The 16644-nt window shown below is 45.3% G+C and carries 13 protein-coding genes; 11 read left to right on the forward strand and 2 right to left on the reverse strand.

Going from position 1 to position 16644, the window contains the following annotated elements; all coding sequences use genetic code 11:
• Positions 1-21 precede the first annotated feature (21 nt).
• The 4 genes from DVG78_RS19765 to DVG78_RS19780 all read left to right on the forward strand — a co-directional run bounded on the left by DVG78_RS19765 (position 22) and on the right by DVG78_RS19780 (position 6991).
• Positions 22-2064 carry a protein-disulfide reductase DsbD family protein gene (locus tag DVG78_RS19765; RefSeq protein WP_114462775.1) on the forward strand — a complete coding sequence of 681 codons (2043 nt, stop codon included), beginning with the start codon at positions 22-24 and terminating at the stop codon, positions 2062-2064.
• A gap of 199 nt (positions 2065-2263) precedes the next feature.
• Complete coding sequence (locus DVG78_RS19770) at positions 2264-3340, forward strand: LptF/LptG family permease (protein WP_114462776.1); 1077 nt, start codon at positions 2264-2266, stop codon at positions 3338-3340.
• Between the two features lie 110 nt (positions 3341-3450).
• Entirely contained in the window at positions 3451-5820 is a 2370-nt protein-coding gene (locus DVG78_RS19775; protein ID WP_114462812.1) for a M1 family metallopeptidase, read from the forward strand.
• A gap of 97 nt (positions 5821-5917) precedes the next feature.
• Entirely contained in the window at positions 5918-6991 is a 1074-nt protein-coding gene (locus tag DVG78_RS19780) for a phosphotransferase family protein (RefSeq protein WP_114462777.1), read from the forward strand.
• 46 nt (positions 6992-7037) lie between these two features.
• Here the strand turns inward: DVG78_RS19780 and DVG78_RS19785 are convergent, their stop codons facing one another.
• On the reverse strand, positions 7038-7376 hold the full coding sequence (locus tag DVG78_RS19785) for a hypothetical protein (protein ID WP_114462778.1): 339 nt from the start codon (positions 7374-7376) through the stop codon (positions 7038-7040).
• A 72-nt stretch (positions 7377-7448) separates the two neighbouring features.
• Positions 7449-8780 carry a TolC family protein gene (locus tag DVG78_RS19790; protein WP_114462779.1) on the reverse strand — a complete coding sequence of 444 codons (1332 nt, stop codon included), beginning with the start codon at positions 8778-8780 and terminating at the stop codon, positions 7449-7451.
• A 153-nt stretch (positions 8781-8933) separates the two neighbouring features.
• On the opposite strand from DVG78_RS19790, the gene DVG78_RS19795 reads away from it, so the two are divergent.
• The 7 genes from DVG78_RS19795 to DVG78_RS19825 all read left to right on the forward strand — a co-directional run bounded on the left by DVG78_RS19795 (position 8934) and on the right by DVG78_RS19825 (position 16623).
• Positions 8934-10565: an amidohydrolase gene (locus DVG78_RS19795; RefSeq protein ID WP_114462780.1), complete on the forward strand. Its 1632-nt coding sequence runs from the start codon at positions 8934-8936 to the stop codon at positions 10563-10565.
• Positions 10566-10682: 117 nt separating this feature from the next.
• Positions 10683-10958: a hypothetical protein gene (locus DVG78_RS19800; protein ID WP_114462781.1), complete on the forward strand. Its 276-nt coding sequence runs from the start codon at positions 10683-10685 to the stop codon at positions 10956-10958.
• A 61-nt stretch (positions 10959-11019) separates the two neighbouring features.
• The gene (locus tag DVG78_RS19805; RefSeq protein ID WP_114462782.1) at positions 11020-11811 is read left to right on the forward strand and encodes a hypothetical protein; all 792 of its coding nucleotides are present in this window, start codon (positions 11020-11022) and stop codon (positions 11809-11811) included.
• Positions 11812-11822: 11 nt separating this feature from the next.
• On the forward strand, positions 11823-13028 hold the full coding sequence (locus DVG78_RS19810) for a hypothetical protein (protein WP_114462783.1): 1206 nt from the start codon (positions 11823-11825) through the stop codon (positions 13026-13028).
• A gap of 123 nt (positions 13029-13151) precedes the next feature.
• Complete coding sequence (locus tag DVG78_RS19815; RefSeq protein WP_114462813.1) at positions 13152-13997, forward strand: ion transporter; 846 nt, start codon at positions 13152-13154, stop codon at positions 13995-13997.
• Positions 13997-15145 carry a glycosyltransferase family 4 protein gene (locus tag DVG78_RS19820; protein ID WP_114462784.1) on the forward strand — a complete coding sequence of 383 codons (1149 nt, stop codon included), beginning with the start codon at positions 13997-13999 and terminating at the stop codon, positions 15143-15145. Before DVG78_RS19815 ends, DVG78_RS19820 begins: the two co-directional genes overlap by 1 nt.
• Before the next feature lie 119 nt (positions 15146-15264).
• A complete protein-coding gene (locus DVG78_RS19825) occupies positions 15265-16623 on the forward strand; it encodes a methyltransferase RsmF C-terminal domain-like protein (protein ID WP_114462785.1) in 1359 nt (452 codons plus the stop codon).
• The last annotated feature ends 21 nt before the right edge of the window (positions 16624-16644 follow it).

Below are 16644 nucleotides of genomic sequence, written 5' to 3' on the forward strand. Positions count from 1 at the left end.
ACTGTTATCTGTCAAATATATATGAAGCGCATAGCTGCTATTTTGTTGTTGTTGGTGGTGTCGATTTCGACCTTTGCCCAGGTCAAAAACCACGCCACTTGGACGTTTGAAGTGCCCAAAAAAGAGGTAAAAGTGGGAGACGTGATTGAAATAAAATTTAATGCAATCATTGATGAAGGATGGGATTTGTATTCGAGTGAATTTCCAGCCGAAGACCCCATAAAAACCACTTTTGAGTACAAAAAGAACGGAACCTTTGAGTTGGTTGGAAAAGTAAAACCCATCGGTTTTCATAACAAAGAAGATGAGTTTTTTGGAACCGTCAGCATTGCGGAGGGAAAAGCGTCTTTTATTCAAAAAATAAGGATTTTAAAGGAAAACCCCGTCATAGAAGGCGTGATTGATGGTCAAACCTGTACCGTCAAAGATGGACAGTGCGTTTTATTAAAGAATGATTTTAAGTTTCCTTCGATAAAAGTAACGGCCGCATCGCCAGTTGAGGCTTCAAAAACAGAGGTAATTGCCCAAACTGCCGAGCCACAGGTGACTGAAAATGTACAACCTACAACGGCATCCAAAGTAGATACTATTCAGGCCGAAGCCACGGCCTCTGCGGAAAAGGCCCCATCTGACCTGCCTGTCTCAGAGCCCGAAGAATCGCTTTGGAGTTTTTTGTTGGCGTGTTTCCTCGGCGGATTAGCGTCTATTTTTATGCCGTGTATTTATCCCATTATGCCCATGACGGTGAGTTATTTCACCAAGCAAGAACACGGCACCGGCAAAGCCTTGGTCTACGGGCTTTCGATTGTGGCTATTTTTACGTTGTTGGGCTTTTTAGTATCTCGTGTTGGCGGTGCGCAGGCGGCCAATTTTATCAGTACCCACTGGGCACCCAATGCGATTTTCTTCGTTGTGTTTATCCTTTTTGGTCTTTCGTTTTTGGGCTTATTTGAAATTGTATTGCCCAATTCTTTCGTCAACAGTGTGGACAAACAAGCCGACAAAGGTGGCCTCATCGGGATTTTCTTCATGGCGCTTACGTTGGTGGTGGTTTCGTTTTCGTGTACGGCCCCGATTGCGGGTTCTTTGTTGATTTTGGCTTCCAAAGGCAACGAAGTAATGCGCCCAGTGCTAGGAATGATATTCTTCTCCTTGCCGTTCGCGGTGGTGTTTACAGGTTTGGCCATGTTTCCGAAATTCCTCAAAAGCCTGCCCAAATCGGGCGGGTGGCTCAATGAATTTAAAGTCGTTTTTGGCTTATTAGAATTTGCATTGGCTTTGAAGTTTTTATCAAACATAGACCTAGCGTATCAGTGGCAAGTGCTTGACCGTGAGGTGTTTTTGGCTATTTGGATAGTTTTATTCTCCATCATTGGTTTTTACGTATTGGGAAAACTGCGGATGGATAAAGACTCACCCGTAAAAGGAATCACAATTCCACGTTTGCTGATTTCATCGGCCACGTTTGCGTTTGTGATATACATGATTCCGGGTATGTTTGGCGCGCCTTTGCGGGTGTTGTCGGGGTGGTTGCCTCCCGAACAAACGCAAGATTTTTACCTGACCAACGCCGTTGGCAGTGGAACTTCGGCTCCTGCCCTGACGGCATCGGGCCGTCGCAAGCCACATTTGCCGCACGGATTGGAAGGTTATTTTGACTATGAGCAAGCATTGGCCGAGGCCAAAGCCCAGGGCAAACCCGTATTCATCGACTTTACAGGCTTCAATTGTGCCAATTGTCGCAAAATGGAAGCCAACGTCTGGCCCCAACCAGAGGTGTTGGACCGTCTTAAAAAAGACTTCGTGATTGCCTCTTTATACGTGGATGATAAGACTGAACTGCCCAAAGAAGAGCAGTTTGTGTCTACCTACGACCAACGTGAAAAAACAACCATTGGGGATAAAAATGCCGACTTGCAGATTACAAAATTCAACAACAACGCACAGCCGTTTTACTGTTTGGTCACGCCCGAAGGCGAGCTATTGACCAAGCCCGTCGGTTATACAAGTGCCGAAGAATTTACGCGTTTTCTGGATGAAGGATTGACAAAATATAAAAAGTAAAGCCGATAAGAAGGCTTTCCAGCAATAAGAAAGTCTTCGAGAATCCTTTAAAAGCAACTTCCTGAAAGTTTCGGCTTGGGGGAAGTTGCTTTGTTTGTTAAAAAATCTAAAAAAAGCAACCTTTACCGAATCAAAGCATAACTTGTGGAGATTTGCGTTGTACTGCAAGACGGACAACATACGACGAAAGACTTATTGCATGAAAATATTAGACCGATATATTCTCAAGAATTTTTTAATCACTTACGTATTTACGGTACTTGTCACGCTGCTGATTATCTGCGTGATTGACTTCACGGAAAAGGTAGATAATTTCAGAAAGACGAATCCTACGCCGTACGAAATTATCGTAAATTACTACCTCAATTTTATTCCTTATTACGCCAATTACCTCAGTCCGTTGTTGGTTTTTATTTCTACGGTTTTTTTTACGGCGCGTATCGCGGCCCGTACCGAAGTCATCGCCATGTTTAGCAGCGGTATCAGCTTTATCAGAATTTTGTTCCCGTATTTTATCGGTTCAGTCATATTGGCGGCTTTTACTTTTTACATGGTAGGCTGGGTCATTCCGCGCGCCAACAAAATTCGGTTGGCTTTTGAGTACAAATACATCGAAGAACAATTTTATTTCAACCGTCGGAATTTCCACGTAAAAGTCGCGCCAACTACTTATGCCTACCTCGAAAGCTACAACAATACATCGCAAACGGGTTATAAGTTTACTTTGGAGCGTATCGAAGGCAATCAACTAAAGGAAAAGCTAACTTCCGACCGCATTACGTGGGCTCCCAAGAAGAAAAAATGGGAAATTCATGACTATAAAGTGCGAAAGTTTGAGGGACAAAAAGAATTCTTAACTCAAGGTGTTAAGATAGATACTGCTATTTCGTTGAGTCCAAAAGACTTTGAGAATGATAAAAACCGCTTTGAAGAGCTGACCTTGAGCCAGTTAAATGAGTACATCGACCTACTCAATCTGCGCGGCGCCGATGGCGTTCAGACGTACCTGCTCGAAAAATATACGCGTTTTACGCACCCGTTTGCTTTTATTATTCTGACCATCATAGGCGTAGTGGTATCGGCCCGTAAAAGCCGGCGGGGCTCGGGGTGGCAGATTGCTTTGGGTTTTATTTTGGCGTTTGTGTATCTGCTCTTCTTCATGCTTGCCAAAGGTATTGCCGAATCGGGCAAAATCCCTGCGGTGGCGGCGGTATGGCTACCCAATATCATCTTTGCGGGCATTGGGTTTGTGCTTTATAAAACTTTACCCCGTTAATAGATTATTTACCCCAAATTGGGGGATATTGATGCATACCTTTGTTTGATGACCTTCCTATTTGCCTAGAAAATCCTATTTTTGTAAAAATCATTCAGCAGACGAATTCCATGAGAAAAACCCTGTTTCTAGTTTTGTGCCTATGGCAAACTACCCATTATTTGCAAGCTCAGGCCCCTGCCCCAGCATCTTACCACGCCAATTCGCGTTTTGAGCAAATGGGCACCCAATTGCCTACTCCCAATACGTACCGCACCGCCTCGGGCGCGCCTGGGAAAGAGTATTGGCAGAATCGCGTTGATTACGATATCAAAGTCGAGATAAACGACGAGAAACAACACCTGATGGGTTCGGAAAGTGTGACTTATTTCAACAATTCTCCAGATGAATTGCGCTATGTGTGGATGCAGCTAGACCAGAACGTATTCACCAAAAACTCAATCGCCAATCTGACCCGTACGAGTTCGGTCAATGAAAGAGGAATGCCGATGAGTAGCACCATGCGCTCTATGATTGACAAAGATTATGGGCATAAGATTACGGCCGTAAAAGACCCTAAAACGGGACAACCGCTGCGCTACACCATCAACGAAACCATGATGCGTATTGAACTCGTGGCTCCGATTAAGACAGGACAATCGGCGAGTTTCCAGATTGATTGGAATTATAACATCACTGATTTTCGTTTTGCGCAGGGCCGTTCGGGGGCCGAATACTTTGCCAAAGACAACAACTTTATCTACGAAATAGCCCAGTGGTTTCCACGAGCGTGCGTCTATGATGATGTAAACGGCTGGCAGAATAAGCAGTTTTTGGGGCAAGGAGAATTTACTTTGGCCTTCGGAAATTACAAAGTTGCCATTACGGTTCCCAACGACCACATCGTTGGTGCTTCGGGAGAACTGCAAAATGCTAACCAAGTGCTTTCGACCGAGCAGCTCAAGCGCATGGAACTGGCCCGTAAAACGTTTGACAAACCAGTGTTGATTGTGAGTCAGGAAGAAGCGACAAAGAATGAAGCCAATAAGCCTACAGGCAAGAAAACTTGGATTTTCAAAGCCGATAACGTACGCGATTTTGCCTTTGCCACTTCGCGCAAATTCATCTGGGATGCAATGAATGTGGAATTGAACGGCAAAAAAATTATGGCGATGTCTTTCTATCCCAAAGAAGCCAATCCGCTTTGGGGACAATACTCGACCATGCTTGTAGCGCATACGGTCAAGACCTATTCAAAGTTTACGTTTGATTATCCTTATCCCGTGGCGCAATCGGTACACGGGCCAGTAGGCGGTATGGAATACCCGATGATTTCTTTCAACGGTGCGCGGCCAGAAGCAGATGGCACATATTCAAAAGGAACCAAAGACTTTTTGATTCAGGTAATTATTCACGAAGTAGGTCACAACTGGTTCCCGATGATTGTCAACTCTGATGAGCGCCAATGGTCTTGGATGGACGAAGGATTGAACTCATTTATGGAGTATTTGTCTACGAAAGAATGGGACCGCGACATGGGCGGCGACGTGGCCGAGCCGCAGAACATTGTCGAATACATGCGCACCGACCCAAGCAAGCAAGTGCCTATCATGTCGAGTTCTGACAACATCATGGGTTTTGGCCCCAACGCTTATACCAAGCCTGCTACGGGTTTAAACATCCTGCGTGAGACCATCATGGGGCGCGAACTGTTTGATTATGCTTTTAAAGAATACGCCAATCGTTGGAAATTCAAGCATCCTACCCCCGCCGATTTCTTCCGTACTATGGAAGATGCCTCGGGCGTGGACTTGGATTGGTTCTGGAAAGGTTGGTTCTACGGCACACAGCCCGTTGATCAGGATTTGACCGAGGTCGAATGGTTTGCGCTAGATACGCAGAATCCCGAGGTCAATAAAGCCGAAGCCAAAAAATCCGCCGAAGCCAAGCGCAACACTGTGGCGCGCCAGCGGGATAAAGAATACATCAAAGAAAGCGTGGTAGACAAAAACCCCGACATGAAGGATTTTTATAATACCTACGACCCATATCAAGTAACAGAAAACGATAAGAAAAAATACGAAACCTATCTGGCGAGTCTCACGCCCGATGAACGCAAGTTGGTTGAATCAGGCTTGAATTTTTATACCATCAAGCTGAAAAATAAGGGTGGCTTGCCGATGCCAGTCATTATCAGAATGCAATACGAAGACGGTACGGATTCGGTAGTGCGTTTCCCCGCCGAAATTTGGCGTTTGAATGACCAAGATATTTCGAAAGTGATTACGAGCAAGAAAAAAGTAGTTCAATGGACGCTCGACCCCTATCAGGAAATTGCCGACATTGACACTGAAAATAACAGTTTCCCGCGCCAACCCGCGCAACCGACGCGATTCCAGTTGTTTAAATCACAGGGAATTCAGCGGGCACCCAACCCAATGCGAGAAGCGCAACAAAATCAGCCGCCAAAAACTGGTCAACAGGGCGGTGCAAAAAATTAATAAATTGAGGGGCGGATTAACTTCCGCCCTTTTTTTATGCCGAAAATAAAACCTCTTATTTTTGCCTTTTAACAGATCAAAAGAGTACCTAAACCCGATGAAAATTCTAAAAACCGATATACCCGTAGCGGTGCGTGAAGGCGAGCAATTGGATATTGCCAAACTGAACGCGTATTTTGCTGAGCAAGTGCCTGATTTTGGTGTGATTACAGATGTTAACCAATTTCCGGGTGGTTATTCCAATTTAACGTATTTTTTGAAAACCAATACGGGGAAAGAATATGTTCTACGTAGGCCGCCGTTTGGGGCTAAACACATCAAAGGGGCACACGACATGGGGCGTGAGTTTCGGGTGTTGTCGCTTCTAAAAGCGGCAGAATATGCCAAAATCCCCGCCCCGATTGCCTATTATGAGGATGAAAGTGTGCTAGATTGCCCGTTTTATGTCATGGAACGAGTGCAGGGAGTGATTTTGCGCGCCCATTCCGCTCCCAAAATGGGCATTGAACCCGATACATTCCGCCGACTGTCGGCGGCTTTGGTGGACAATATGGTGGCGCTACATTCTATTGATATTCAGACCACAGGGTTGATTAATTTAGGCAAACCTGAAGGCTACGTGCAGCGTCAGGTGCAAGGCTGGTACAAACGCTATCAACACGCCCAAACCGACGAAGTGCCAGTCTTTGAGCAAGTCTATCAATGGCTGGTACAAAACCTTCCCGCCGAAAATTCGCCCACGCTTATCCACAACGATTACAAATACGACAACGTAGTGCTTAACGCCAACGATTTGACCGACATCCTAGCTGTGCTAGATTGGGAAATGACGACCGTCGGCGACCCGCTGATGGATGTGGGTACTTCGCTCTCCTATTGGTCAGAGGCAACGGACGGGGCATTTGAAAAAAGCTTTAATCTCACGTGGCTTCTGGGCAATTTTACCCGTCAAGAATTTGCGGAACGCTATGCCCAACAAAGTGGTCGCGATGTTTCCAATATTTTGTATTACTACGTTTTTGGGTTGTTTAAAAACACGGTGGTGATTCAGCAGATTTATGCACGCTGGAAGCAGGGATTCAGCAAAGATGAACGCTTTGGGGGGCTAATTATGGGGGTTCACTCCTTGAGCAATACGGCGGCAAAAGTCATTGAGCTAGGCCGCATTTAACCGTTAGTTTACGTTCCTTGGTGAAATGCGAGCTACTGCCCAAAATCTAAAAAGCTCGCTTGAGAAAACCGCCTAAATAACTACCCGCAAAAATGGGTAAGAACTGCAAAAAAGCCGTGAACTGCGTAGCATCGGCGTCAAAAGGTGGAAGCAACCGAAGGTTGTTGATAAGAAAATAAAAGCCTATAACCAACAACACCTGCTCGATGGCAAGAATCCAGCCTTTGCGCGGTTGAAGAACGCCCAAACTTATGCCCGACAGTACCCCGACTAAAAACGGGAGGTGAATCGTTGGGCCATAGAAACAACTCAAGGCTAAAATAGCACTGGTGAGGACCGTAATGAGGGCGTCGCGCGTGAGGGTTTTGTTCCAGAATGGCTCCATAAGACAAGCTTTGTTAAAGACGAAGCGTTTTTAACAAAGGTAAGCCAACGCCCTCAATGGTCGTTTGTTTTTTTATTTAACGTCATTGATAATCGAACTACTCAGGCGAAGCAGTTCAATTTCGGTTACTTTGACGTTGTAGGCCGCTTCAATCAGGCGCGATTCGGTGGCAACCGCGTTGCGTTGTGCTTCCCGAAATTCGATGGCCGTTGAGTTTCCGAATTTATAACGCTCAAACGCCAAATCTACGTTTTGGCGGGCAATTTTAAGGTTTTGTTCTTCAAAACTAAAAAGAGCAATGCTGTTTCGATAGGTATTATAGGTCCGTTCGAGCGCTGAAAGCAACTGCACCATTAGGTCAGACTCCTGATATTCCGCAATCATGGTCCCGATTTTGGCATTAGCTTCACGTCGGCGTTGATTGTAGCCGTCATAAATCGGAATAACGAGGCGAGCGCCGTAGTTGAGAGAACCGTTTCGGCTGGTTTTTACGCCAAAACCTACTTCGTTGTTGAGGGTATTGTAGGTATAGCTCCCGAGTAAATCCACTTGTGGCAGGCGGGCCGCTTTTATTTCACGCTCCGTTACCGAGGCAATTTTACGGTTTTGATTGGCAGCGATTAAATTCGGATTTTGACTTTTTAAACTTTGTTGCAACTGCACCAATTCCAAATCTTTCCGAAAAGTAATGGTATCAGGAATCGTAAAATCAATGTTTAATTCCCGCATCAATAGCGCGTTCAGGTTTACTTTGGTGTTTTGTAAAAATTGTTCCTGCGCCACCAAAGCGGCTTGGTCGCCATTGTAGTCTACCTGCGCGGCCAAATACTCCGACTTCGATGTGGCTCCCACTTCATAATTGGCTTTGGCCAGTTCGCGGCGGGTATTCGAAATATCCAACGCGTCTTTGAGCGATTCGAGGCGCTGTTTTTGGCGAATGATGTCATAGTAAGCCGCGGCTACCTGCGCTACGGTATTTTCAATGTTGATTTTAACGGTGGTTTTGCCAAATTGTTCAATTTCACGTAGTCGCTCAGCAGTGGCAAACATGCCCATACCATCAAAAACCGTCCACACCAAGTTGATACCTGAGTTGGAGTTGCGGTTCTGCACACCTCTTTGCACGAGGGGTTCGCGGGTGGTGGTTCCCAGCGGAAAAAACGTTTGGTTAACACTGTTGTTATTAAAGTTTGCCTGCGATGAACCCGTTACGACGGGCAACATACCAGCATTGCCGCGCGTGTTGTCGTTGTGGGCAATGGCTTCGCGGCTGCGGGCTATTTTGATGGCGTAGTTTTTTTCCAACGCCACAGAAATGGCGTTTTCAAGGGTCAAAAGTTCTTGAGAAAAGGAAGCAAAAGTCGGTACAAAAAGAATAAACAGAAGTAGCAAAAATCGTGTCATACAAGCAAAAACGAAACAGGTTAGCCTTATTTTGTCATGTCGTTTAGCATCTATTAACGGGAATATAGGCCCCAAGAGGGCGACAAAACGCGTTTGACGTTTCAAAAATAACTTTTTATAACGTAGCTTTAAGCATCAATTAAACCCGACACGATGAAAAACTACTTTTACGCGCTATTCGCCGCCTTTTTAGCGTCATGCTCAAGCCAAGAGAAAGCAGACCTAATTGTCTATAATGCGGCCGTTTACACCGTTGATTCTACCTTCAGCAAAGCCTCCGCGTTTGCTATTAAAGAAGGGAAATTTGTGCTTGTTGGCGACTCAGCTTCGGTGTTTGGTGCGTACAAATCCGACTCTGTGCTCAATGCCGAAGGCAAGGCCTTATATCCCGGATTGTACGATGCTCACGCGCACTTCTACGGCTTGGGTCAGATGCTCGACCAAGCCGATCTGGTAGAAACGCAGTCGGCCGAAGAGGTGGTGGAACGCCTGAAAAAATACCAATCTGATCACCCTGACCGCGTATGGATCATTGGGCGCGGATGGGATCAAAATGATTGGGCAGTGAAGCAATTTCCCGATAAAGATATGTTGGACAAAGCATTTCCAAATAATCCAGTGTACTTGACTCGCATCGACGGGCACGCGGCTTGGGTAAACTCCAAGGCGTTGCAATTGGCCAAAATTACCGGTAAAACGAAAGTTGATGGTGGCGACATTCCCATGAAAAACGGGCAGCCAACGGGAATTCTGGTCGACAATGCCATGCGTTTGGCGCGGGCTGCCAATCCTCAGCCGTCGGAAGCCGAAATTAAAGACATGCTGCTTAAAGCGCAGGAAGTGTGTCTTTCCTATGGCCTGACCAACGTGGGTGACGCCGGCGTATCGCCGGAAGTAATTGAGCTGATGGATAATTTGCATAAAAAAGGCGAACTGAAGATACGGCTCTATCCAATGGTGAGCATCAATCAGGAAAATGTGGATAAAATACTGAAAAAAGGCGTGTACGTGACTGACCGCCTCAATGTGCGTTCTTTTAAGATCTATGCCGACGGGGCGTTGGGCTCGCGGGGTGCGTGTTTGCTCAAGCCTTACAGCGATGCTCCAACCTCCGGGTTTTTGTTGCTAAGCCCTAAAGAACTGGAAAATTTTGTGAAGCAAATCGCCAACAGCGAGTTTCAGGCCAATACGCACTGCATCGGCGACTCGGCCAACCGCCTCATGCTCAATCTGTATGCCAAGTATTTGAAAGGCAAAAATAATCGCCGCTGGCGCATCGAGCACGCCCAAATCGTGGACGCAGCCGACGTGCCCACTTTTGGAAAATTTAACATACTTCCCTCAGTTCAACCCACCCACGCTACTTCAGATATGTATTGGGCGGTTGAGCGTTTGGGGAAAGAGCGCGCAAAAAATGGTTATGCGTTTCAGGCGTTGTTTCAACAAAATGGTAAGGTGACATTCGGAACGGATTTCCCAGTAGAAGCCGTTTCTCCGTTTTATACGTTTCATTCGGCCGTGTACCGGCAAGACGCCAAAGGATTTCCCGAAGGTGGCTACCAAATGGAAGGCGCGCTCAGCCGCGAACAAACCCTGCGCGGCATGACGATCTGGGCCGCTTACGGCAATTTTGAAGAAGGCCGTTTGGGCAGTATCGAAACGGGCAAAGCCGCTGATTTTATCATTCTGGAAAAAGATTTGATGATGGCCCCCGCCAATGAATTAAGGGATTTGAAAGTGCTAAAAACCTACGTAGCGGGTGAGAAGGTGTTTGAGCGGAAGTAGAAAAGTATGCTTTTTACCGTTTGATAACTTTTTTGATAAACGATTGTAAAGTAAAGATAAATCACAGACGTTTGGGTAAGTGTATTCTATAACCAACACGTATTCCAAGCTTCTGTGATGCTTCCTCACCATCAGTTTGTATTGGTAAAGCGGGCCGACGATTTGATCACCGCCAAATCTACGGGTAGGCCCCGCCAAATGGCCCAGCGCCTTGGCCTCTCCGAAAGAGCATGGTACTACCTGCTCGACCGGCTCCGTAACGACTATGGCCTGCCGATTCTCTACGACCGCTTCAGGTGCAGTTATTACTACACCGACGACGCTTCTCATTGGCAAGATTTCGTGCAAAAATTCTTCAATTACCCTTTCTATAATAACAATAGTGGAAGGTGATTTATTGATTATCAATTGTTTGTATTGTAAAAACTAAAGCTATGAAAAAAGACAAAAAAAAATGACTCACTGCAAGCCGTTTGCAGTGGCAACTCCTAACATTGTGGCGTTGATCAACGACGGCCACCGCCCAAACGCCCGCAAGCAAGTAGGCACCACACTAAAACTGAAAGACGCCTTTTTGAAAACGACCACACGATTACTATTTATTTTAATGCTTGGGTTTGGGAGTGAACTCAAGGCACAGGATACTCCCAAATGGGAAGTTGGAACGGACATGCTTTGGCTCATTAATAAAAATACGCTTCCTGAATATTCTTTATTGGTTAGAAGGAAGTTGTCGGATGAGAATGTACTGCGTGCTCGTATTGGTACTTCGACTTCTATTGCAAGTGGCTCGATTCCTCGTCTTTGGGATAAAGGCGATGTTATGTTCCGTGTAGGATACGAGCGAAATAAGTTCATTTGGGAAGATAAGATAATTGCGTACTATGGTGTTGAAGTACATTATTCCTTTGGAAAAAAAATAATGGAAAACAACGTAGATAATGGTTGGCGTAACCGACTTTATCTGGGGGATGATCTGTATGCCCGTGGAGATTTTATCACGAGTACCAATAGAAGATGGGGCGGTATTTTACTGGCTGGAATAAAATATCAATTCCACAAACATTTTTCTGTTTCAACAGAGGTTAATCTTACTGTTTACAGGGGGAAACAAAGTACAATTTTACCTTTTGAAATTATTCAATCCCCTACAAGCACAGAAACAACAAATGTTTATGCCTCAGTAAGTTATTGGGAAACGCTGATCAGCCCCTTATCGGTTTTAAACTTCAGTTTTCATTTTTAAAGCGAAAAGCAATGATTAAATCGTTTAAATTTTTTCTTTTAGTTTTCTTTGCAAATACGTTCTTTGCAAATGCCCAGAACCCTCCCAGAATTGTCATCGGTTTTGGCCCTCCCAATTTTTTTAATCAGTCAACACTTTATGGCGGAGAAACAGTGTATTTTCCCTGTAATGAAAACGCTAAAATATTTGCACAATCATATCAGGGAAGTAGTTATGGTTTTGAAGAAATTGATTATGTAACTACTCCAAGCGGCTGGAACTCTGTAAATTATACTAATACCAGTGGAGGTAGTTTTCCTCCACCTTGGGCCTATGCGTATGTTACACCTTTTACAGGACAACAAGGAACACTTACACTTAAGTTTAAAAATTCATCTACTCTAATTAGCGTAAATGCAAAACTGGGACCTCCTGTATCATTTTCTTCAACACCTGGTTTATATGGTGCTAATCAATCGGCTACTTATCAGGTAAATGTAGGTAATCAGATTGCATATAGTGATGTCACTTGGCAAACCACAGGTGGTGTAAGAGTGAATGGTAGTACCAGTTATACTGGGGGAACCAGCCAAACCGTAAGTACTACTAGTTTTGGAGGAAAACTTAAGGTCAGATCAAATAATTCCTGCGGTGGTAGTGGAGACTGGAGTAATGAGATTGTGGTAGGAACACCTTACATAGCCAGTAAAACAGTCAATGGCTCACCTGCTCAAAGCATGAACTATGTGAATGGCGGGGCATATTTACTTCTCTTTACAGACAATACCGCTACCGGTGCAGATTGGAACATTGATGGGGGAAGCGGAAGTATCTCTCCCTATGGCGTTAGTTGTCATGCTTATCCTTCGCCATTTATGCGCCTTCAGGCTACCGCCACCAATCAATTTGGCAGTGGGGAAAGCTATATGTTTTACATTCAGGACAATGGCTATAGCGGTTATCGCATGGCCTCTTCCAATCCTGTCAAAAACGGCGATAAAATACGTGTTGAGTTTGCCGATGCGAAATATGCCGATGATTTAGTAAAGGGATTGACACTTTACAGTGAAAAAGAGAAGGTAATATGGTCATTAAGTAAAGAAGAGGCCAAAATGGGCAAGTTCTTTAAAGACAAGAACTTTGTGGAAATTGACACTGGGAAACTAAATAAAGGAGTTTATTACCTTCATCTACAAATCGCTGACAAGAAATATATAGAGCGTTTAGGAATTGAATAAACGATTTGAGTTTCAAATATCATACCCCCTTTGGTCATTGGCCAAAGGGGATTGTTTTTTAGCGATAACGAACTCGAATTTTACGGCAACTTCTCCGTACTTTTGCCAAAAAAAGTACCAATCGTGACCCTACGCAAACGAGTCTATAACACGCTAGAGTTTTCGGCCATCGGGCGAAGAGGGCTGAGTTTGTACATCAATATTGGTTTGGTGTCCATTATTTTCCTTAATTCCGTCGCTATTATTCTTCATACCGTTCCCGAAATCAGACACAATCAGCATTATGAGCGCTTTTTTCAGGATTTTGAGATTTTTTCGGTAGTCATATTTACCATTGAGTATTTTCTGCGGATATGGTCTTGTGTCGAGAATCCCAACATTACGAGCAGTTGGCGCGGGCGATTGTCTTATATTTTCTCATTTTGGGCCATCGTGGATTTTCTGGGTATTTTCCCTTTTTATTTCACACTCCTCACTTCTGATTTCGGCATTATTCGGATTTTGCGGGTGTTCCGGTTGTTCCGGTTGTTTAGGGTCACGCGCTATTCTCGCGCGCTCAAGATGATTCGGAACGTGTTGCTGGAAACCAAAGAAGAACTGCTTATCTGTTTTTCGTTTATTATTTTTACGTTGCTGATTTCGTCGAGTGTGATGTACTATTTGGAACATAACCTGCAACCCGAACGATTTAAGAGTATCCCCGCAACGCTTTGGTGGGGGGTGATTACGATGACCACGACCGGCTACGGCGATATGTATCCCATTACGGCTGCTGGAAAGTTTTTCGGAGGCGTTGTTTTGATTTTGGGAATCGCGTTGTTTGCGCTTCCTACGGGTATCATTGCGTCGGGATTTATGGAGCAAATTCGTCGGGACAAAGGACGTAAGTATATTCAATGTCCTCATTGTAACGAATGGGTTGATTTGCAAGAGGTTAAGCACGTTCATAAGCCTGAAGAAAAAGAGTGATGCGCATAGGATTTGACGCCAAAAGGGCTTTTAATAACCGTACTGGATTGGGCAATTACAGCCGTTTTGTGCTCAATGCGCTGCAACAGTTTGCGCCGCAACATCAGTATTTAGCCTACACACCACAACTCAAGGCGGGGTTTTTTGATGAGTTTTCCGAAAAGTCTATTCGACTTCCTGACTTTAAAAACAAATTGTACGGTGCGTGGTGGCGGAGTTATGGTATCAAAAAAAAATTGGTACAGGAGGGCGTTCAGGTGTTTCATGGGTTAAGCAATGAACTCCCCAATGGCCTGTCGGCGGTGGGCATTAAATCTGTGGTGACGATTCATGATTTGATTTTTTTGCGTTATCCTGAATTATACCCTGCGATTGACCGTTTTTTTTACCGTCAAAAATTCAAAAATGCCTGTGCCGAAGCCGACGTCATTGTGGCCGTTAGCGAGCAGACCAAACGCGATATTGTAGCGTTTTACGGTACTTCGCCCAAGAAGATAAAAGTAGTGTATCAGGATTGTCATGAGGCATTTCATCAGACTTCCCAAGTTTTAAAACGGGGACGCCCCGTCGGGGGCACCCAGCCTTGGGAAGTCTCGCCTCTCCTTCATAAATACAATATTGGCAAACCCTATGTGTTGAGTGTTGGCACCATCGAAGCGCGCAAAAACCAGCTTCATTTGGTCAAGGCATTTCATGAGGCGCAATTGCAAGACGCTGAACTGGTGCTAGTGGGGGGGAAAACAAGCTACCAGCAAACAATCGAAGCGTACATTGTGCAACAGCAGTTGGCTACAAAAGTCAAGATTTTAAACAATGTTCCCTTTGCTGATTTGCCTGCTTTATACCAATCGGCTCGGGTATTTGCTTATCCTTCGTTTTTTGAGGGATTCGGCATTCCTATTGTAGAAGCCTTGCACAGCAGTGTGCCGGTGGTAGCATCAACTGGCTCGTGTCTGGAAGAAGCTGGTGGTAAAGGCGGCCTGTACGTTGACCCAAATGATGCGAACGCTTTTGCCCAAACGTTAACGCTACTTTGGCAAGACGAAACATTGCGAAAATTGCTGATAACAGAAGGGCAAAAACACGTAAAGGAGTTTGCGGCCGAGAAAATAGCGAAAGAGTTGACGGAAATCTACGCATCTTTGTAGCCATCAACTGTCTGACTGTGTAAGCGTCTGACGGGCTAGGTGCCCCCGTTCAAACCGTCGGACGCCTGTGCCTCACGCTGGTGCTTTATTTGATGTAGTGCTTTTCTGAAAGTAATCCCATGATGCAATTTCCCCAACCGTTTATACAAGAACTAAAAGCCCAATTGGGTGATGAATACGCTGATTTTGAGGCGGCTTTGCGGTACTCGCCTCCCGTCAGTATTCGGTATAATTCTGCCAAATTCCCTGATTTACCAACGGAAGATACCGTAAAATGGTGTTCGGAGGCGAGTTATCTGGCGTCGCGGCCCGTTTTTACGCTCGACCCGCTTTTCCACGCGGGGGCGTATTATGTACAGGAAGCGTCTTCGATGTTGATTGGCGAAGCGCTCGCACAAACCGTTGACCTTTCGGAGCCGTTACGAGTGCTGGATTTGTGCGCGGCACCAGGTGGAAAAACCACCCTTTTGGCGTCAAAATTATCGTCGGATAGCCTTTTATTGGCCAATGAAGTCATTCGTAGTCGGGTGATGATTCTGAAAGAAAATGTGCAAAAATGGGGCTTTCCCAACGTCCACGTAAGCAACCATGACCCCGAAGATTTAGGGAAACTCGAAGGTTTTTTTGACGTAATTTTGATAGATGCCCCGTGTTCTGGCGAGGGGCTGTTTCGAAAAGACCCCGCTGCCGTTGACGAATGGTCGATGGAAAATGTGCAGATATGCGCGGGCCGACAAAAACGGATTTTGAGTGCGGCCATGCCGTTGTTGAGTGCGGGCGGTGTTTTGATTTATTGTACTTGTACCTACAACGATGCCGAAAATCAAGACAGCAGTGCGTTTGTGGTAGATACCCATCAGTTTGAAGAAGTAAAGTTGCAATGGCCTGCCGACTGGGGCATTGTGGCCAAAAAAATGGGGTATCAATGTTATCCCCACAAGGTAAGGGGTGAAGGTTTTTTTCTGGCGGCGTTTCGAAAAACCGCACAACTGGACTCGTTTTATTATAATATGGAAAAGGGCGGACGGCCGCGTTCGTTCAAGCCGTTGCACAAAAAACAGCTAAATGAAATAAGCCGATGGCTGCAAGAACCCGACGAATTTAGTTTTTATGAGAAACCCAACGGCGAAGTGATTGCGTTGTTGGAAAGCCAAAAAAATGATTTGATTGTGTTGGATAATTTATTGTTTGCCAAAGGGTTGGGGCTTGAAATGGGGTCTTTTAAAGGCACTGATTTTATTCCTTCTCACGCCTTGGCATTGAGTACGGCGCTTTCAGCTCAACTGCCGCGCCTGGAGCTTTCGGAGGGCGAAGTGTTGCAGTTTTTGAAAAAAGAAAATTTGCTTTTTGACGCGCCCAAGGGTTGGCTCTTGGTTACGCATCGGGGGTTAGGATTGGGCTGGGTCAAAGGGCTAGGCAACCGAATCAATAATTATTTGCCCAAAGAATGGCGCATTCGCATGGAGATTCCAGAGTAGGGGCAGGCCCGCAGCGGCGTT

It is taken from the genome of Runella aurantiaca, assembly GCF_003339505.1.
Classification (GTDB): Bacteria; Bacteroidota; Bacteroidia; order Cytophagales; family Spirosomataceae; genus Runella; species Runella aurantiaca.